Raw genomic sequence first — 19,101 nt, 5'->3', positions numbered from 1 at the left:
CGGCGACGCGGAGCCGGCGCCCGGCGGGTCGTCGGCGAGCTGGCTGGAGGAGCGCCGGACCACCCTGGTCGCGGCGGTGCCGTCGCTCGCCGGAGTGGACTGGATCGACCTCGACCCGGCCGCCGCCGACACCGCCTACCTGCGCCAGGCCCTGATCGACTGGGCCAGCACCGAGGGACTGCGTCGGGCCAGCCTCACCCCGCCGGTCGCGCCCGGGGCCACCCGGACGGTTCCGGTCGGGCCGGCCGCCCGTACCTCCGACTGGGCCGACCGGTTGGAGCGGCGCTCCCGGGGCCTCGCGCACCGGCTCCGCGCGGACATCGCGCTGGAGATCGCCGCCATCCACCTGCGCTGCGTGCGGGAGGTGGTCGGCGAGGGTGGCGTACCGGGGCTGCCCGGGCTGCTCGACCGGGAGGTCGAGGCGCTGTCGCTGGAGGTGGTGGCGGCCTGCGACGCGGGCGTGGACAAGATGCTGGGCGAGTCCCTCGCCCTGGTCTTCGGCGAGGTGCCGGACGAGGGCGTACGGCTGCGTGCCGCCGCCGCGGTCGGCTGGGGACTCGCCGCCGACGGGGCCGCCCGGGACTTCGACCGGGTACTCCTGATCCGGGAGACCGGCGAGGTCGAGACGGTGCACGGGCTGGGCGCGGTCGGCGCGCTCGCGGCCTATCCCGGCGGTACCGGCGGGGCCATCCTGCCGCCGCTCGGGGTCGGCCTCTCCGGCGGCTGCTACCAGTACTGGCGCAACCCGTTCCGGGCGGACCCGAGCCAGGCCCGGTCCTGGCTGAGCCGGGCACTGCGGGAGACCGAGGTGGAGTTGTGCCGCGAGGTGTCCCGGCGGTTCGAGGCGATCGCCGACTCGCTCACCGACGTGCTGGCCGAGGCGGTCCGGCACGGTCGTCTGCTCGCCTGAACGAACCCGGCGGCCCCGCCGAACCCGGTGCCGCCGTGGCCGGTTCGCACCCGGGCGGCGTTCCGGTTCATCGCATCGCCTGGGACGGTGGCACGATGGGGGGCATGGCGGCTCCACAGGTTGCACCGGTCGACGCGCCGGACACCGAAGACGTGCCGGTCGCCGACCGGGCGTGGGTGACGATCGTCTGGGACGACCCGGTCAACCTGATGTCGTACGTGACCTGGGTGTTCCAGAAACTCTTCGGCTACAGCCACGAGAAGGCCGAGAAACTGATGCTCGACGTGCACCACAAGGGCAAGGCGGTGGTGTCCAGCGGCGCCCGCGAGCGGATGGAGCACGACGCGTCCCAGCTGCACGCGTACGGGCTGTGGGCGACGGTGGACCGCGCGTGAGCACGTTTCGCCGACAGGGCGAGCACTGCGTCGCCACCTTCGCCGCCGACGAGGTGCGGGTACTCCGCAAGGTCGCCTCGGAGGTGGTCGGTCTGCTCACCGAGGGCTTCGACCACTCCGACCCGGTCGTCGGGCGGCTCTTCCCGGACACCTATCCGGATCGCCCGGGTGACTCGGCCGAGTTCCGGCAGTACACCGAGGGTGACCTGAAGACCGGCAAGATCGACCAGGCCGGTGCGGTACTCGCCGCCCTGCCCCCGATGACCGGCGGCGAGGTACGCCTCGACGCGGAGGCGGCCGAGGCGTGGCTGCGGGCCCTGAACGACGCCCGGCTGGCCATGGGCGTACGCCTGGACATCTCCGCCGACACCGACCTCGGCGACGAACTGGACGACGCGGTACTGCACGACCCGACCTCGACCCGGGTCTTCCAGCTCTCCATCTACGCCTACCTGGGCTATCTCCAGGAGTCGCTGCTCACCGCGCTGATCGACGGCAAGCTCGCCGACTGACCGCCCGACCGGGTGGGTCCCCGCCCGGTCGGCGGGGACCCGTGCGCCCGGCGCCACCCGCCGGTTCGGTGCGGTACGGACCCGTCCGGGCGGTTCAGGCCCGGTCGAGGGCGGCCAGTCAGTTTCGATCTTGGGCGGTCGGTCAGGCCGGCTAGTCGCCGGCTCGTGGGCGGTCGGTCAGGCCCGGTCGAGGGCGGTCAGCTCGTCGGCGTCGAGCTGGAGTTCGGTGGCGGCCACCGAGTCCCGGATGGTCTCCGGCCGGCTCGATCCGGGGATCGGGATCACCTGCGGCGACCTGGCCAGCAGCCAGGCCAGGCAGACCTGCTGCGGGCTGACGCCCCGGGCGGCGGCGACCTCGGCGAACGGTGCGAACCGGCTGCCCAGCTCGCCGGCCCGGGAGATCCCGCCCAGCGGGGACCAGGGCAGGAAGGCCAACCCCAGCTCGTCGCAGAGCGCCAGCTCCGGCTCGGAACTGCGGAACGCCGGGGAGTACTGGTTCTGTACCGACACCAGCCGGTCGCCGAGGATCTCCCGGGCCTGTCGGATCTGTTCCGGGTTGGCGTTGGAGATGCCGGCCATCCGCACCTTGCCGGTGTCGACCAGGTCCCGGACCGCGCCGATCGCGTCGGCGTACGGGACCCTCGGGTCGGGGCGGTGGTGCTGGTAGAGCCCGATCGCCTCCACCCCGAGCCGCTTGCACGACGCCTCGCAGGCGCTCCTGAGGTAGTCCGGTGAGCTGTTGACGGTCCAGCTTCCGTCGCCGGGGCGCAGGTGCCCGCCCTTGGTGGCGACCAGTACCCCGGAGGTGTCCCCGCCGTAGCTGGTCAGCGCCCTCGCGATCAGCGTCTCGTTGTGTCCCACCTCGTCGGCGTGCAGGTGGTAGGCGTCGGCGGTGTCGATCAGGGTGACGCCGGCGTCCAGCGCGGCGTGGATCGTACGGATCGAGCGTTCCTCGTCCGGGCGTCCCTCGATCGACATCGGCATGCCGCCGAGACCGATGGCGCTCACCTCGGTGTTCCCGATGCGGCGTGAGTTCATCGCACTGTCTCCTCTACTCGGGCACCCGGCCGGCGGCCCTGCGCGCCGGGCCGTTCCCTGCCGCCCGCGCGTCCGCGTCGCCCGGTGCCCGGATCTCGATCCACTCTTTCTGTCACAGGCTGGCACTGTCCGGCTGGCGGGGGCACGTGAGGTCGGCCACTCCCGCCGGCCGAGGTCGACCGCTTCCGGCCGGCCCGACAGGCGGTAGGCTGGGCCTGTGCTGAGCATCGACCGGTCGATAGTCGAGGCGATCGTCTCGCACGCCCGTCGGGACCACCCCGACGAGGCGTGCGGCGTGGTCGCCGGCCCGGCCGGCGCCGACACCCCGACCCGGCACATCCCGATGGTGAACGCCGCACGGTCCATGACGTTCTACGAGTTCGACTCGATGGAGCAGTTGCGGGTCTGGCGGGAGATGGACGATCGCGACGAGGAGCCGGTGGTCATCTACCACTCGCACACCGCGACCGAGCCCTATCCGTCCCGCACCGACATCTCCTTCGCCGGGGAGCCGGGCGCGCACTATCTGCTGGTCTCCACCCGTGATCCCGAGACCGAGGAGATCCGTTCGTTCCGGATCGTGGACGGGGTGGTGACCGAGGAGCCGGTCCGGGTCGTCGACGCCACGGTGGACCCGAACGCCGTGCAGTCGTACATGTTCGGGCAGAGCCCGGCGACGGTCGACTACGAGTGTTCCGGCCGCTGACTTCCGCAGCTCAGCAGCCGTTGTCGTAGTCCGTTCCCCAACTCCGTCGTTCCAAGGAGCACATCAGTCATGGCCATCGAGGTTCGCATCCCCACCATCCTGCGCAGCTACACCGGCGGTGCCAAGGTCGTCGAGGGGTCCGGCGACTCCATCAACGACCTCCTGTCCGACCTGGACGGGAAATACTCCGGCCTGCGCGGCCGGCTGGTCACCGAGCAGGGCGCGCTGCACCGCTTCGTCAACGTCTACGTCAACGACGAGGACGTCCGGTTCCTCGGCGCGCTGGACGCCAAGCTCTCCGACGGGGACACCGTCACCATCCTGCCGGCCGTGGCCGGCGGCGCGTTCGGCTTCGCCGCTGCCGCGGCGATCATCGGGCACGGTGCGGCGGCAGCGGCGGTCGTCGGGCACAGCGCCGCCGCGTCGGCGATGATCGGGCACGGCACGTCGGCGCCCGCCTCGTCCGCCGCCCGCTGAGAAGGCCGCCATGACGCGGTACGAGAGCCTGCTCGACGCGTGCGGCGGTACTCCGCTGGTGGGGCTGCCCCGCCTGTCGCCGACGGTGCCCGCCGGGGCACCGCCGGTGCGGCTCTGGGCGAAGCTCGAGGACCGGAATCCGACCGGCAGCATCAAGGACCGGCCGGCCATGTTCATGGTCCGCGAGGCCGAGCGGGCCGGCCGGCTCCGCCCCGGTGACACCATCCTCGAACCGACCAGCGGCAACACCGGGATCTCGCTGGCGATGGTGGCGAAGCTCCGGGGCTACCGGCTGGTCTGCGTGATGCCGGAGAACGTCTCGGCGGAGCGGGTGCAACTGCTCCGGATGTACGGTGCCGAGATCATCTTCTCGCCGGCCGCCGGCGGCTCCAACCAGGCCGTGGCGACCGCCAAGCAGATCGCCGCCGAGCACCCCGACTGGGTGATGCTCTACCAGTACGGCAATGCGGGTAACGCGCAGGCGCACTACGAGACCACCGGTCCGGAACTGCTGCACGACCTGCCCACGATCACGCACTTCGTGGCCGGGCTGGGCACCACCGGCACCCTGATGGGGACCGGGCGCTACCTGCGGGAGAAGGTCGACGAGATCGAGATCGTCGCCGCCGAGCCCCGCTACGGCGAGCTGGTCTACGGGCTGCGCAACATCGACGAGGGCTACGTCCCGGAGCTGTACGACGCCAGCGTGCTGACCCGGCGCTTCTCGGTCGGTACCCGGGACGCGGTGCTGCGTACCCGGCAGCTCGTCGAGGTGGAGGGGATCTTCGCCGGCTTCTCGACCGGAGCGATTCTGCACGCCGCGCTCGCCGTGGCGCACGAGGCGGTCAAGGCCGGCCGCCGGGCCGACGTCGCGTTCGTGGTCGCCGACGGCGGCTGGAAATACCTCTCGACCGGTGCCTACGGCGGCACCCTCGCCGACGCCGAGGACGCCCTGGACGGCCAGCTCTGGGCCTGACCGGCAATCCCGTCCGGCCGGGCCCGGTGCACCGATCGACCCGGCCGGCGGGTCCGGCCCGCTGTCGTACCCCCAATGCTCTGATCGTCCCGGCCGCAACCACCTCCGCTGCTGGTGCTGCCGCCGAGCGACGGTGACCGAGGGTGGTTTTGGGCCCGTTCGGAGGGGGATACCGAAATGCCTGCCGAAGGTGACGGAACGTAACGGTCGGGCCGTTTGCGGCGACCTAACCCGTACCGGGCCGGGTCGCCCAGACCGGATGTCACGTTGACGACAACTGTACCCAGATCTTTCTTGTGCCCAGGTGTCGCGGCGTAGGCTGCGCACCGTGACAGACCTTCCGGCATTGATCGTCCACCCGTTGGTCGGCGGGCTGTCCGTGACCATCAGTAATGGCAGGGCGACTTGATGCGACTGACCATCCTCGGCTGCGCGGGCAGTTTCCCGGGCCCCGAAGCGGCCTGTTCGGCCTATCTGGTCGAGGCCGACGGCTTCCGGTTGCTGCTCGACTTCGGGTCGGGCTCGCTCTCCGCGCTGCAACGGTACGTCGGGCTGAAGGCGGTGGACGCGATCCTGCTGACCCACCTGCACGGCGACCACATCCTCGACGCGGTCCCGTACATCGTGGTGCGGCGGTACGCCCCCGACGGCCCCTATCCGCCGCTGCCGGTGTACGCCCCGGGCGGCGCGCCGGACCGGCTCGCCAACGCGTACAGCCTGGACGAGGGCGTACTCGACGACGTCTACACCTTCTACGGCCTGCAACCCGGTACGTTCCCGATCGGGCCGTTCGCGGTGACCGTCGACCGGGTCAACCATCCGGTGGAGACCTACGGGGTACGGCTGGAACACGGTGGCCGGTCGCTCTGCTACTCGTCGGACACCGCTCCCTGTGAGTCGCTGCTCCGACTGGCCCACCGCACCGACCTGTTCCTCTGCGAGGCGAGTTATCTGGACGGGGTGGAGAACCCACCCGACCTGCACCTGACCGGGCGGGAGGCGGGCGAGATCGCCGCCAAGGCGGAGGTGGGGCGGCTGCTGCTCACCCATCTGGTCGCCGCCTGGGGCAGCGAGGCGGTGACCCACGAGGCGGCGCTCTCCGCCTTCGCCGGCCCGGTCGAGATCGTCCGGCCCGGCGCCCGGTACGAGGTCTAGCCCGGCCGACCGGGCGTGCAGCCCTCCTAGCCCGGCCGACCGGGCGTGCAGCCTCAACGAGGGCATGCCCGCGAGACGCGTGGATCAGGTGTGCACGATCACGGTCCCCGGTGAGCGCCCCGGCCGCCCAGCGTTTCCCTGGTGGCACACCCTCCCTCCGGTCCACCCTCGGCGGGCGGGGACACCCTCGGACGGCACGTCCGGGCGAGCACATAGGCTGCGTGGATGGCGCGACCTGACGGGCGGCGGCCCGACCAACTCCGACCGGTGACCCTGACCCGACGCTGGAGCATCCATCCGGAGGGGTCCGTACTCGTCGAGTTCGGTGACACCCGGGTGCTCTGCACGGCGAGTGTCACCGAGGGGGTGCCGCGCTGGCGCAAGGGCTCCGGCCTGGGCTGGGTCACGGCGGAATACTCGATGCTGCCCCGGTCCACCACCACCCGCTCCGACCGGGAGAGCGTACGCGGCAAGATCGGCGGTCGTACCCACGAGATCTCCCGGCTGGTCGGCCGGAGCCTGCGGGCCTGCATCGACCTGAAGGCGCTCGGCGAGAACTCGATCGTGCTGGACTGCGACGTGTTGCAGGCCGACGGTGGCACCCGGACCGCCGCCATCACCGGGGCGTACGTCGCGCTGCACGACGCGGTGAACTGGCTGGCCGAGCGGAAGGCGCTGGCCGGCAAGCCGGCGACCGTGATGCACCGGTCGGTGGCGGCGGTCAGCGTCGGTGTGGTGGAGGGCGAGCCGCGACTCGACCTGAACTACCTTGAGGACGTGGCGGCCGAGGTGGACATGAACGTGGTATGCACCGGTACCGGGGACTTCGTCGAGGTGCAGGGGACCGGTGAGGCCGGTGTCTTCGCCCGGGACCAACTCGACGCGCTGCTCGATCTTGGGGTGCTCGGCTGTGCCGAGTTGACCGACGCCCAGCGGAAGGCGCTGGCCGAATGACCCAGGTACTGCTGGCGACCCGGAACGCCAAGAAGCTGGCCGAACTCCAGCGGATCCTCGACCACGCTCTCGGCCCGCAGCGCATCCAACTCGTCGGGCTGGCCGACGTGGCGCAATACCAGGAGGTCCCGGAGACCGGGCTGACCTTCGGGGAGAACGCGCTGCTCAAGGCGCGTGAAGGCGTCAAGTGGAGCAACCTGCCGACGATCGCCGACGACTCCGGGCTGGCGGTGGACGCCCTGAACGGCATGCCCGGGGTGTTCAGCGCCCGCTGGTCCGGCAAGCACGGTGACGACCAGGCCAACCTGGAGTTGGTACTCGCGCAGATCGCGGACGTACCGGACGAGCACCGAGGTGCCGCCTTCGTCTGCGCGGCGGCCCTGGTGCTGCCCGGCGGCAAGGAGCACCTGGTCGACGGCCGGCAGACCGGACGGCTGCTCCGGGCGTCGCGTGGCGAGGGGGGCTTCGGCTACGACCCGATCTTCCTCGCCGACGGGCAGGACCGGACGAACGCCGAACTCTCCCCGGCCGAGAAGGACGCGATCAGCCACCGGGGCAAGGCGTTGCGGGCCTTGGCGAAGGTGATCGCCAAGGTACTGCCGGCGGCCTAGCGGCCCGACACCCGGATGCGCACGTGGCGCCGGCTCCGCGCAGCGCCCGCTCGTGTTGCGGGTACGCGGGACGGGACGTCAACGTGGCCTTGGCGTACGGGGAGACGAGGATCGGCAGGCCGAGCCCGAGTACCTCGTTGAGGATGCCGAGGGCGAGGGTGTCGTTGATGCTGAGCGCCCACTTGTTGACCGTGTTGGACGTGGCGAGAGCGACCGGCAACAGTGGCGAGGTTCTGCCATGGCGAGGCTTCGCCACCGCCAGCTATTCACCCAGGCGGGCAGCCCCCGGTAGACCGTTCGCATGCCCTACCCCTCACAGCCTTCCGGCTCCGGTCACAAGCGGAGACTGCTCTCCGCCGCGACGGCGGCGACGCTGATCGCGGCGGGAGTCGCCGCGGTCCAACCGCCGGCGAGCGCGGCGCCTCCCGCGCCCGGTGCGCCCGCAGCGGGCGGTCCCACGCCCGGCCCGACCACCGCCTCGCAGCGCGTCACCCTGGTCACCGGCGACGTGGTGACGGTGACCACCTTCGCCGACGGCCAGCAGACGGCCGACGTCGACCGGCCGGACCAGGCCACCGGCGGCGTACGCGTCCAGGAGAACGGTGGGGACCTGTACGTCCTGCCGGACGAAGCTCTACCCCTGTTGGCCAGCAACACTCTGGACAGGCGGCTGTTCAACGTCACCGACCTGATCGAGATGGGGTACGACGACGCGAAGACCGCGAGCGTGCCGCTGATCGCCACGTACCCGGCGTCGAGAGGGCGCTCGGCTGACCCGGCCGCGCCGCGCGGCAGCAAGCTCGTCCGCAACCTGCCGAGCGTGGGTGGCGCGGCGCTGACCGCCGACAAGAAGCAGGCCCGCACCTTCTGGACCACCATCGCGCCGACCGCCGGCACCAGGTCCGGCCCCTCGCTCGGCGGCGGGCTGGCGAAGCTCTGGCTGGACGGCCGGGTGACGGCAGCCCTCAAAGAGAGCGTGCCGCAGATCGGCGCACCCGAGGCATGGGCGGCGGGGTACGACGGCGCCGGGGTGAAGGTCGCGGTGCTGGACACCGGCGTCGACGCCGGCCACCCCGACCTGGTCGACCAGATCGACGGCAAGGTCAGCTTCGTACCGGGTGAGGACACCGACGACGTGAACGGGCACGGTACCCACGTCGCCTCGACGATCGTGGGTACCGGGGCGGCCTCCGGCGGCGAGTACAAGGGAGTCGCGCCGGGTGCCGACCTGATCGTCGGCAAGGTGCTCGGCAACGACGGCTACGGTGCGGACTCCTGGATCCTCGCCGGCATGCAGTGGGCCGCCGAGTCCGGCGCCGACATCATCAGCATGAGCCTCGGCGACGCGTCGCTGACCGACGGCACCGACCCGATGACGATCGCGGTGGACACCCTGTCCGCGCGGTACGGCACGCTCTTCGTCGTCGCCGCCGGCAACGCCGGGCCGCAGAGCATCGGGTCACCCGGCACCGCCGGGAGCGCGCTGACCGTCGGCGCGGTGGACAAGCAGGACGACCTGGCGTACTTCTCCAGCACCGGACCGCTGGTGGGCAGCGGCGCGCTCAAGCCGGACATCAGCGCCCCCGGAGTCGACATCGCCGCGGCCCGCTCGCAGCAGATGACCGAGGGCACCGGCCTCTACCAGAGCATCAGCGGCACCTCGATGGCCACCCCACACGTGTCGGGTGCCGCCGCGATCCTGGCCCAGCGCCACCCCGACTGGTCCGGCCCGAAGCTCAAGGAAGCGCTGATGAGCAGCGCGAAGAGCCTGGCGGACGAATACCATCCGTACGAGGTGGGCACCGGACGACTCGACGTGGCCGCCGCCGTCCGCGGCAGCGTACGGGCCACCGGCTCGGCCTTCTTCGGCAACTTCGACTGGCCGCACGAGCCCACCGACGCGGCGGTGACCAGGCCGGTGACGTTCACCAACTCGGGCGCCAGCGATGTGACCCTCAACCTCGACATCACCGGTGCCGGCCCGTTCACCCTGGGCGCCACCTCGGTGACCGTACCGGCGGGCGGCAGCGCGGACGTAGCCGTCACCGGAGACCCGAGAGGATCCGCCCACGGCCAGCTCACCGGCTATCTGGTCGGTACCGACGCCGCCACCGGCACCGCGGTCACGCGTACCTCGCTCGGGCTGCTGAAGGAGGACGAGCGCCACGACCTGACGATCACGTTGATCGGCCGGGACGGCAAGCCCACCAGCTCGCCGGTGGTGGTGAACAAGGCCGGCGAGCAGTGGCCCTGGCTGTACCGCGTCGACGGGGAGGCGACACTGCGGCTCCCGCCGGGCACGTACACGGTCGAGGCCGTCCTGGACGTCCCGGGTGAGCGGGCCGACTCGCTCGGGCTCGCCCTGCTGGTCGACCCGGAGACCGTGCTCGACGGCTCGGCGGAGGTGGTCCTGGACGCGAGCGAGGCACGCCGGCTCGACACCGCCGCACCGCAACGCGCCGAGGACCGGCAGCGCCGGCTCGACTACACGGTCGAGTACGCCGACGGCAGCCGGTTCCGGGACGCCTACCGCATCCCGGTCAAGTACGACGACCTGTACGTCTCGCCGACCGAGAAGGCGGCCCAGACGTCGTTCACGCTGGCCACCCGCTGGCGCAAGGCCGAACCGACGCTGGACCTGAAGGTCCTCGGCCTGCTGCCGATCGAGGCGACGGTCCAGCCGGGCAGCACGCTCACCGCCGGCAGGGACCTCCTGAGGACGGTCTACGCGGGCACCGGCGCGCCCAGCGCGTACGCCGGCCTCGATGCCAGGGGCAAGATCGCGGTGGTGACCCGCAGCGACGCGGTCAGCGCACCGGACCGTACGGCTGCCGCGGTGGCCGCCGGGGCCCGGCTGCTGCTGGTCGTCAACGACGGGGTCGGCACCCTCAACGAGTACGTCGGCGAGGCGCCGATTCCGGTGGCAAGCGTGCACCGCGACGTCGGGGCGCTGCTGGTCAGGCTGGCCAAGACCGGCGTGATACGGCTGACCAGCACCCAGGTGCCGTACCCGAGCTATGTCTACGACCTGACCCGAAACTACTCCGGCCAGGTGCCGGACAGGGCGCTCAGGTACCACCCGAGCCGGCAGGACCTTGCCCGGATCGACGCGCGCTACCACGGCGTCAGGGAGACCGAGGGCTCCGGCTACCGGTACGACATGACGTTCACGCCAGCACTGGGCTTCCTGGAGCGGGAGTGGCACCCCGGCACCCGGACCGAGTGGGTCACCCCGGACCAGGTCTGGTACGAGGAGCACCGCCAGGGCAGCTGGACGGATTCGGCCAACCGCAACGCGTACGCCAAGGGTGGTACCACCCGGCTGGACTGGTTCGCGCCGGCGGTCAGGCCGGCGTTCAACCGGTCCTTCGCGGTGCAGAACAGCCGCTACCGCGATTTCATGACCATCAACGTGCAGGCGTGGAGCCCGTCCGGCGACGTGCTGGAACACGGCGGCAACCTGGACTGGGGTTCGGTGCCGACCCACCTGAAGCTCTTCCAGGGCGACACGCTGCTGCACGAGAACACGCAGGGGTCCGACCTGCAATGGGAGGAGGTGCCTGCCGGCACACGCCCCTACCGCCTGGTGTTGGACGCGTCACGCCCGGCCGAGGAATGGCGGCTGTCGACCCGTACGCACACGGAGTGGGACTTCGTCTCCAGCTCCAACGCGGCGGACCGGTTCGAGCCGCTCGCGCTGTTGCAGATGGAGTACCGCCTCGACACCGACCTGCGCGGTGACGTGCGGGCGGGCACCACCCAGGAGATCCGCCTCAAGGCGATTCCGCAGCAGGGTGGCGGCCCCAGCACCGGCACCGTCACCTCCGTCACCCTTGAGGTGTCGTACGACGACGGCGCCAGTTGGCAGCGGGTGACTCTGCGCAAGAGCGCCGCCGGATGGTGGCACGGCACGCTCAAGCTGGCGAAGCGGTCCGGCGGTTTCCTGTCGGTGCGGGCCACCGGCACGACCGACGCCGGGTTCAGCATCGACCAGGAGATCATCCGGGCGTACGGCCTGCGATGAGACCACTTGACGGGCCCTGGGCCGGCGACGTCCCGGGGCCCGTCTCCCCTGGTCGTCGGCACCTGCGGACTGTCCAGGATCCAACGTCGTGGCGCATACTCTCCCTGCTCCGACAGGTGGAGGGGAGGCGCACGCCGTTGCTGGGTGGACTAGGACTGAGTCCCGACCACGAGTCGGTGTACCGCCTGCTGGTGGCTCGGATGACGGCCGGCTCGGCCGAACTCGCCGATGCGCTGCGGCTGCCCGTGGCGACGGTCGACGCGGCGTTGTCACACCTGCTGGCGTACGGGCTGGTGACCCGTACGCCCGACGCCGAGTTCTCCGCCGCGCCGCCCGCGGTGGCGCTCGGCGCGCTGATCAGCGAACGGCGGGACGCCCTGCGCAGCGCCGAACTGGCGCTCGTCACGCTCGCCGAGGAGCACCGTGGGGCGACGGCGGGCCGGAGCATCAGTGAGCTGATCGAGGTGGTCACCGGGGTCGACGCGATCCAGCACCGGTTCGCGCAGGTGCAGCACGCCGCCCGTACCCAGGTGCGCACCTTCGTCACCGCGCCGTTCGTCGCCGTACCCCCGGGTGCCAACCGGGCGGAGACGGTGCTGATCGACCGGGGAATCGGCTACCGGGTCGTGCTGGAACGAGCGGTACTCACCGAACCCGGCGCGGTCGCCGAGACGATCGAGTCGCTGGGCAACGGCGTCCAGGTACGGGTGGTCGAGTCGCTGCCGCTCAAACTCGTGCTGGCCGACGCCGAACTGGGCCTGGTGCCGCTGACCGTCGGGTTGGGCGGGGAGCCCGGTGCCGTGCTGCTGCACCGCAGTGGTCTACTGGCCGCGCTGGACGCCCTGTTCGAGATCGTGTGGCAGCGCGCGTATCCACTTGAGGTGACGGCGCTGAACGGATTGATCGATGCCGACGACCCCGGAGCAGACACCAGGACACCCACCGAGCTGGACCGCCGGATACTCGCGTTGCTGCTGGCCGGGTTCACCGACCAGGTCGTCGCCACCCAGCTTGACCTCTCGCTGCGTACGCTGCAGCGCCGCCTGCGCCACCTGATGGATCTCGCCGGCGTGGAGACCCGAATGCAGCTGGGCTGGTACGCGGCACGCCACAACTGGGCATGACGGCTACCCGACTTCCCGAGGGCGGCCATGACCAGCACGATGTGCCGGGCGATCGCGGTGTAGAGCCGCGCTTGGCACTGGTCCAGGCCGAAATGGTCGTTGCCGAACTCGAAGTCCTCCTCGACCGGCCGGTTCGTCAACCACCCCGGACCCCGCGCCACCTGAGGGATCGGGGAATCTCAGTGGGGTGGGGACCCCGGCGAAATTCCCCGATCCGGTGGACGCGTGGAAAGCGGAACCCGCAGGAAGTCGCCGTCAGGCGTGCGGAACTGTTCAGAGCCGGAGTTCGCGGCCTGGCCAGCGGGATCGTAGCCACCGGTCGTGGCTGGCCACGACGATGGCGCCCGGCCCGCCGCCCATGGCCTCCTCCAACTCGTCGGAGAGCCGGGGCGAGAGGTGGTTCGTCGGCTCGTCGAGCAGCAGCAATTCGGGCGGGTCGGCCACCAGCAGCGCCAGTGCGAGCCGGCGGCGCTGGCCGACCGAGAGTTCCCCGACCGGACGCGCCAGGTCGCGCGGGGCGAGCAGGCCGAGCGAACGCAGCGGTACGGCCTCGGCACGCCGGGCGCCGAGCACCTGCTCGTAGGTGTCCCGCGCCGTACGGTCCGGCCGGTCGAAGACGGTGTCCTGGGCCAGCAGCCCCACCGTCAGCCCGCTGCGCCGGTTCACCTCGCCGTCGGCCTCCAGCCGCCCGGCCAGTACCGCGAGCAGGGTGGACTTGCCGGCGCCGTTCGGACCGGTGACCAGTAGCCGGTCGGTGGCCTGCACGTCGAGGCGGTCGAGGGCGAGCCGGCCGGGCACCCGGACGTCCCGCAGCGACAGCAGGATCCCGTCCGGTGATCTGCTGGCCAGCCCGGTGGCCCGGAACCGCAGCGGCTCGGGCGGCTTGCGTACCTGGTCGCGCTCCAGTTCGTCGAGCCGGCGGGTGGCGTTGCGTACCCGGCGGGAGATCTGCTGCTGCACCCGGCCGGTGGTGTGGCCGTATCCCATTTTCTCGCTGTCCCGTCTCGCCCGGCCCGGCGCGACCTGGTGTGCGGTCACCGAGGCCGAGTGTCGCAGTTCGGCGAGTTCCTCCTGCTCCTCCGCGAACCGCCGCTGCCAGCGTTCCCGCTCGGCCCGCTTCTCCGCCTGGTAGTCGGTGTAGTTGCCGCCGTATCGGGTCGGGCCGTCGACGGCCGGGTCGAGGTCGAGCAGGTCGGTGCAGACCGCGTCCAGGAACGCCCGGTCGTGGCTCGCCACCACGACCACCCCGGGCAGGTCGCGGAGCTGCTCCTCCAGGAAGGTGGCGGCGTTGTCGTCGAGGTGGTTGGTCGGCTCGTCGAGCAGCAGCGCGGCGGGACGCCGGACCAGCAGCGCCGCCAGGGCGAGCCGGCCGCGCTGCCCGCCGGAGAGCGAGGCGAGGGTACGCCCGTGCGGCAGCTCGCCGAGGCCGAGCCCGGCGAGGACGATCTCGGCGCGCCGGTCGGCGTCCCAGGCTGAGTGCCGCTCCGCGCGGTCGAGCCGTTCGCCGTACTCGGTGAGCAGGTCGGGATAGCCGGGAGCGTCCTCCGGAGTGTCGGCGAGCGCCTGGCTGAGCCGGTCGAGTTCGGCGAGATCCTCGCGGGCCTCCCGCAGGGCGTCGTCGAGTACGTCGGTGATCGTCGACGCGGGCGCGAACGGCATCTCCTGGTGTAGGAAGCCGAGATCCGGTGGCCGGACGACGCTGCCGCCGTCTGGCTCGTCCGCCCCGGCGAGCAGCCGGAGCAGGGTGGACTTGCCGACGCCGTTCTCGCCGATCAGCCCGATCCGGTGTCCGGGCGCGGCGGTGAGGGAGACACCGTCGAGCACCCGGCGGCTACCGAGGGTACGGACGAGATCATGGGCGAGCAGGGCTGACTGGGACATCGCGACACCGCCGAGAAGGATCGAGCCTTTCGCCCGCCGGGCAGTGCCTCGGACGCGGGCGCGGGAAGGTGTCAGCGGCTCACATCACCCTCAACATATCCGGGGCCGGGCCGAACCCGCAACGGATCCCAGGCTTCGCCGTACCCGGTCCGGCTCAGCCTGGGCGGGTCATCCTCGGCGGCCCCGCCGTCCGGGGTGCCCGGGCCGCAGGCACCCCGGACGGTACGCGTCGACGCCCGGTTCAGTTGACGTACCAGTGGTTCAGCTGATGTACCAGGAGGAGGCGCGGTCGTTCCAGCCGAAGCCGCCGAGGTTCGGCGTGTAGTGGTTGACGGTGAACGAGGGACCGGTGAAGCGACCGTCCTGGAAGATCCGTACCGAGCACCTGGTGTTGGCGGTGCTGAGATCCGTCTTGACCGAGGTGAGGACGTCGTTCCAGCCGGCCGGTACGACCGGGACCGAGATCTCCCGGTCGGTCATCGTGGCGGTGCAGGCGCTGGACTTGTAGTAGCGCAGCGTCCCGCCCCGGTAGTCGGCGTCCTTCCACAGTTGCGCGACGAGATAGCTGGCCTGGCTCCCCACGTCCTTCCTGGCCTGCTCCGGCGACCCGGCACAGGCCAGTTCCGCGGTGTCCGCGTTGTACGCGCAGTGCGGCGCGCCCGTACCGCCCGGCGTGGCGGCGTACGCGGTGGAACTGCCGAGGACGGTCGAGGCGACGGCGAGGGCGAGCATTGTGCCGATGGTGGTGACGAGTCGTACTCTCATTTTCTCTCCCGCTTTCTTCCGAGTGATTCTCGATTGGTCGCCGGATCCGACAGCGTCAATCTCCTGCTGTCGGATCGACGTCCCTTGTGCTTCGAGGCTCGGCCGCCGTACCTGTCGTACGGTAGGGTCTGACGCGACCTGACAACGCCCTGACAAGGTGGGGGTCTGGATGCGTGCAGGCGACGACTCGGATCGAGAAGGCATTTCCGCCGAACCACCGGACCCGGTCACCGAATTCGCCGAGGAGTTACGCCGTCTTCGCGCCGGGGCGGGAAATCCGTCGTTTCGGCGAATGGCTGCGGTGTCCCGGTCGATCTCGCACACCACGCTGCACGAGGCGGCCTCCGGAGCGCGTTTCCCGTCCTGGGAGACCACCCGGGAATTCGTCCGGGCCTGCCACGGCGACGAGACGGCGTGGCGGAGCAGGTGGGAGTCGGCCCGTGCCGCCGCCGACTCCACCCCGCCAGCCGTGGGGGAGTCCGGACCGGCGCCGGTGACCGGCAGCTCCCATCCGGTGCCGGCAGCGGGAGGCCGTCCCGGCCTGGGATGGGCTCGTCGCGGTTCCGCGCGGCTCGGCGGGCCGGTCACGCTGGGCGCGCTGGCTCTGGTCGGTGCGCTGCTGGCGGCGGCCCTGCTCGTCGCCGCCTGGCCCGATCGGGAGCCGTCCGGCGCCCCGACCGGTGTCACGTCGGCGGGCACCGCCAGCACCGGCCTGGCGGAGGTGCCGGCCGGCCCGCTGATCGACGGCGACCGGAGCCGGTTCATCACCGACGTCACGATCCCGGACGGCACCCGGGTACGGGTCGACGAGACCTTCGTGAAGATCTGGGAGATCCAGAACGCCGGCACGGTCTCCTGGCGCAACCGCTATCTCCAGCGGGAGGACGTGCCTCCCCGGCCGGGGAGCTGCCGGACTCCGGAGCGGATTCCGATCGGCGACACCCTGCCGAACGAGCGGGTGAAGGTCTCCGTCACGGTGACCGCTCCGGCCGCGCCGACCACCTGCATGGTGCGGTGGAAAATGGTCGACGAGGTCGGACGACAGCTCTTTCCCACCGCCCGACCGGTGTTCTTCCTGGTCCACGTCGACGCCGCGACCGGCACCCCCGGCCCGGTCTAGCCACCAGACCAGCCAACCGGGCCGGCTCCAGCCTGGGCGGATCGGCGGGTCAGTGGCTCCGGCGGAGACCGTTCGACAAGCCAGTGGCTCCGGCCGGGACGGTCAACGGTCAGCGGCTCCACCCGAGGCGGTCGGCGGTCAGCGGCTCCAGCCTGGGCGGTCGGCGGTCAGCGGCTCCAGCCCGGGTCCCGGCCGACGACTCCGAGGATCCGGTCCAGGGTCGGCGCCGTGGCCGGTACGGGGACCTCGGGTCCGTAGACGCCCATCTGCCGGCCCTGCTCGGCGCTCTTCACCACCTCGTCGTGCACGTAGCCGAGCAGGTCGTCGGGCCAGCTCGGGTGCTGGCCGGTCGCCTTCGCCAGATCCCAGCCGTGCACCACCAGCTCGGTCACGATCATCCCGCCGACCAGCGCGGCCGGCAGCTCGGTCGGGCCGCCCATGTGGGTGGTGCCGGCCCACGCGGCCGGCTCGGCCCAGGTGCCGGCGACCCGCTCCACCCGCGCCGTCAGCTCGGCCGCCCAGTCGCCCCCGGTCAGGTCCAGTTCCGTCTCGCTGCCGGCCGGCGGCGGTACGGTCTCCTTCCGCCCGGCACCCTCCAGCGACGGACCCCAGAACAGCAGGTGGTTGACCAGCTTCCGGACGTCGTACTCGGCGCACGGGGTGGGGTTGTCGAGCTGGTCGGGCTTGATGTCGCGGATGATCTCGATAAGCGGTGCGCCCGCCCGGGCCACCAACTGCGCGTCAGGCATGCCGGCAAGCAAACCACGAGGTGAGGCGGTCGTCTTGAACGAACGCGACATAACCTGGCGGGCGTGGCGAGGGACGTACGCGAACTCGGCGGGGCGTGGACCAGATACCAGCGCCACGCCTTCGCGACCCCGTCACCGGACCTCGCCCCGTACGTCGAGCGCTACTGGATCGTCTCCTGGGAGTACGCCGAGCCGTACCGGCAGTTGATCGTGCCGTACCCGAACGTGCACCTGACGTTCCGCGGTGGTCGCGGGATCGTGACCGGCGTCAGCAGCGGCCATCAGGTCAGGGTGTTGGCCGGCGTCGACGGGGTCTTCGGGGTGGCGTTCCGGCCGGGCTGCTTCCGGCCGTTCCTTGGTGGGCCGGTCTCGACCATCACCGACCGGTCGATCGACGCGCGGGAGATCTTTCCGGGCGACCTGCCCGAGCCGCCCGACGTGCCGACGGTGCAGGACTACCTGCGTCGACGGCTCCCCGAACCCGACCCCCGGGCGGAGTCGGTCGCGGAGATCGTCGCCACGGTCGCCGCCAGCCCGGAGATCAACCGGGTGGACGCGCTCGCCGACCACCTGGGGATGGGGGTCCGGGCGGTGCAGCGGCTCTTCGCCGAGTACGTCGGCATCGGGCCGAAGTGGGTGATCCGGCGCTACCGGCTGCACGAGGTGACCGAGCGACTGGCCCGGGGTGAACCGGTCGACTGGGCCGCCCTCGCCGCCGAACTCGGCTACGCCGACCAGGCGCACTTCGGCCGCGACTTCCGGAAGATGTTCGGCGAGCCGCCGACCCGGTACGCCGAGCGCTACTAGTCGGCTTGCCGGCTGGTCGGTTGGTCGGCTCGAACTTCGGCTAGTCGGCTGGCCGGCTCGAACTCGACCGGGTCGCCGGACCACTCGGCGGAGCACCAGGGCGGGGTCTACCGGAGCCGGTTGCCGTGCACGGTGCGGTGGCGGCGTACGGCATCGCGGTTGGCGCAGCGGGGCGAGCAGTAGCGCTGCTGCCCGCCCCGGGAGGTGTCGACGTAGATGGTCCGGCAGCCGTCGGCCGCGCAGCGACCGAGCCGGGACATGCCACGCCCGGCCAGGTGCAGCGCGGTGCCGACGCTGACCAGGGCCCGCAGCACCGCGCCGAGCGGTACGCCGTCGTCCCGGTAGTGCAGGTGCCAGCCGGTGCCGGTGTGGTCGGTGAGCCGGGGGTACGCCGACGCCGCCGCCAGCAGCCGGTTGACCAGCGCGGCCCGCTGCGCGGGTTCGACGGCGTCGACGATCTCGCACCACTGGTCGATCAGTTCCAGTGCCACGGTCAGGTCCTGCTCACCGACCGGCATGTCCAGTACCACCCCGGCGGCGGCGCACCGGCGTACCAGGTCGGGTAGGGATCGGGGGCGGTTGTTGGCCAGGTCGGCGACGAGTCGTACGGCGTCCTGTCCGTAAGGGTTGAGATGCACAATGCCATTACAGCAGGCTCGGACCATGAGCGACGAGAACGGGCACCACTGGCAGACCCGGTCCCGCCACCGGACCAGCGACGGCACCGTGAGCTATCAGCGGTGTGCATGCGGGACGTGGCGGCTGCTGGCACGCGGAGTGAGCCCAAGATTCTCGGCGACTTCTGGTTCGCCACCCGCTGGTTCGCCACCCGCTGGTTCGCCACCCGCTGGTTCGCCACCCGCTGGTTCGCCACCCGCTGGTTCGCCACCCGCCAAA

General features: G+C 71.6%; 17 protein-coding genes and 1 pseudogene. 13 read left to right on the top strand and 5 right to left on the bottom strand.

Going from position 1 to position 19,101, the window contains the following annotated elements:
• The 3 genes and pseudogenes from Pma05_RS19170 to Pma05_RS19160 form a co-directional block, all read left to right on the top strand.
• Window positions 1-910, top strand: a pseudogene (locus tag Pma05_RS19170) (P-loop NTPase family protein); the annotation flags it as partial.
• Window positions 911-1,014: 104 nt separating this feature from the next.
• Entirely contained in the window at window positions 1,015-1,305 is a 291-nt protein-coding gene (clpS, locus tag Pma05_RS19165) for an ATP-dependent Clp protease adapter ClpS (RefSeq protein ID WP_203858817.1), read from the top strand.
• The gene (locus Pma05_RS19160) at window positions 1,281-1,817 is read left to right on the top strand and encodes a DUF2017 domain-containing protein (RefSeq protein WP_203858816.1); all 537 of its coding nucleotides are present in this window, start codon (window positions 1,281-1,283) and stop codon (window positions 1,815-1,817) included. The genes clpS and Pma05_RS19160 overlap by 25 nt, the downstream gene beginning before the upstream one ends.
• Window positions 1,818-1,994: 177 nt before the next feature.
• On the opposite strand, the gene Pma05_RS19155 is transcribed toward Pma05_RS19160, so the two are convergent.
• On the bottom strand, window positions 1,995-2,855 hold the full coding sequence (locus Pma05_RS19155; protein ID WP_203858815.1) for an aldo/keto reductase: 861 nt from the start codon (window positions 2,853-2,855) through the stop codon (window positions 1,995-1,997).
• A 217-nt stretch (window positions 2,856-3,072) separates the two neighbouring features.
• On the opposite strand from Pma05_RS19155, the gene Pma05_RS19150 reads away from it, so the two are divergent.
• From Pma05_RS19150 to Pma05_RS19115, 8 genes are all read left to right on the top strand, one after another.
• On the top strand, window positions 3,073-3,561 hold the full coding sequence (locus tag Pma05_RS19150; RefSeq protein WP_203858814.1) for a M67 family metallopeptidase: 489 nt from the start codon (window positions 3,073-3,075) through the stop codon (window positions 3,559-3,561).
• A gap of 69 nt (window positions 3,562-3,630) precedes the next feature.
• Entirely contained in the window at window positions 3,631-4,038 is a 408-nt protein-coding gene (locus Pma05_RS19145) for a MoaD family protein (protein WP_203858813.1), read from the top strand.
• Between the two features lie 10 nt (window positions 4,039-4,048).
• Window positions 4,049-5,014 (top strand): PLP-dependent cysteine synthase family protein, encoded by a 966-nt coding sequence (locus Pma05_RS19140; protein WP_203858812.1) that lies wholly within the window; start codon window positions 4,049-4,051, stop codon window positions 5,012-5,014.
• A 408-nt stretch (window positions 5,015-5,422) separates the two neighbouring features.
• A complete protein-coding gene (locus Pma05_RS19135; protein WP_203858811.1) occupies window positions 5,423-6,169 on the top strand; it encodes an MBL fold metallo-hydrolase in 747 nt (248 codons plus the stop codon).
• A gap of 225 nt (window positions 6,170-6,394) precedes the next feature.
• Window positions 6,395-7,123, top strand: a complete 729-nt coding sequence (gene rph / locus Pma05_RS19130; protein WP_203858810.1) for a ribonuclease PH — start codon at window positions 6,395-6,397, stop codon at window positions 7,121-7,123.
• Complete coding sequence (gene rdgB, locus Pma05_RS19125) at window positions 7,120-7,734, top strand: RdgB/HAM1 family non-canonical purine NTP pyrophosphatase (RefSeq protein ID WP_203858809.1); 615 nt, start codon at window positions 7,120-7,122, stop codon at window positions 7,732-7,734. The genes rph and rdgB overlap by 4 nt, the downstream gene beginning before the upstream one ends.
• Window positions 7,735-8,035: 301 nt before the next feature.
• Window positions 8,036-11,758: a S8 family serine peptidase gene (locus tag Pma05_RS19120; protein WP_203858808.1), complete on the top strand. Its 3,723-nt coding sequence runs from the start codon at window positions 8,036-8,038 to the stop codon at window positions 11,756-11,758.
• Between the two features lie 200 nt (window positions 11,759-11,958).
• Entirely contained in the window at window positions 11,959-12,882 is a 924-nt protein-coding gene (locus Pma05_RS19115) for a helix-turn-helix domain-containing protein (RefSeq protein ID WP_239312635.1), read from the top strand.
• A 273-nt stretch (window positions 12,883-13,155) separates the two neighbouring features.
• On the opposite strand, the gene Pma05_RS19110 is transcribed toward Pma05_RS19115, so the two are convergent.
• Both Pma05_RS19110 and Pma05_RS19105 read right to left on the bottom strand, forming a co-directional pair.
• On the bottom strand, window positions 13,156-14,763 hold the full coding sequence (locus tag Pma05_RS19110; RefSeq protein ID WP_203858806.1) for an ABC-F family ATP-binding cassette domain-containing protein: 1,608 nt from the start codon (window positions 14,761-14,763) through the stop codon (window positions 13,156-13,158).
• A 261-nt stretch (window positions 14,764-15,024) separates the two neighbouring features.
• A complete protein-coding gene (locus Pma05_RS19105; RefSeq protein ID WP_203858805.1) occupies window positions 15,025-15,528 on the bottom strand; it encodes a hypothetical protein in 504 nt (167 codons plus the stop codon).
• A gap of 292 nt (window positions 15,529-15,820) precedes the next feature.
• On the opposite strand from Pma05_RS19105, the gene Pma05_RS19100 reads away from it, so the two are divergent.
• Window positions 15,821-16,648 (top strand): NBR1-Ig-like domain-containing protein, encoded by an 828-nt coding sequence (locus tag Pma05_RS19100; protein WP_203858804.1) that lies wholly within the window; start codon window positions 15,821-15,823, stop codon window positions 16,646-16,648.
• A 167-nt stretch (window positions 16,649-16,815) separates the two neighbouring features.
• On the opposite strand, the gene Pma05_RS19095 is transcribed toward Pma05_RS19100, so the two are convergent.
• Window positions 16,816-17,397 carry a TIGR03086 family metal-binding protein gene (locus Pma05_RS19095; protein WP_203858803.1) on the bottom strand — a complete coding sequence of 194 codons (582 nt, stop codon included), beginning with the start codon at window positions 17,395-17,397 and terminating at the stop codon, window positions 16,816-16,818.
• A gap of 63 nt (window positions 17,398-17,460) precedes the next feature.
• On the opposite strand from Pma05_RS19095, the gene Pma05_RS19090 reads away from it, so the two are divergent.
• The gene (locus Pma05_RS19090) at window positions 17,461-18,204 is read left to right on the top strand and encodes a helix-turn-helix domain-containing protein (RefSeq protein WP_203858802.1); all 744 of its coding nucleotides are present in this window, start codon (window positions 17,461-17,463) and stop codon (window positions 18,202-18,204) included.
• Window positions 18,205-18,311: 107 nt separating this feature from the next.
• Here Pma05_RS19090 and Pma05_RS19085 read toward each other — a convergent pair whose 3' ends face one another.
• A complete protein-coding gene (locus Pma05_RS19085; RefSeq protein ID WP_203858801.1) occupies window positions 18,312-18,842 on the bottom strand; it encodes a CGNR zinc finger domain-containing protein in 531 nt (176 codons plus the stop codon).
• Window positions 18,843-19,101: the final 259 nt, after the last annotated feature.

Origin of the sequence: Plantactinospora mayteni, assembly GCF_016862935.1 — a bacterium.
GTDB classification, from domain to species: domain Bacteria; phylum Actinomycetota; class Actinomycetes; order Mycobacteriales; family Micromonosporaceae; genus Plantactinospora; species Plantactinospora mayteni.
This window is presented reverse-complemented; position numbering and strand designations above follow the sequence as displayed.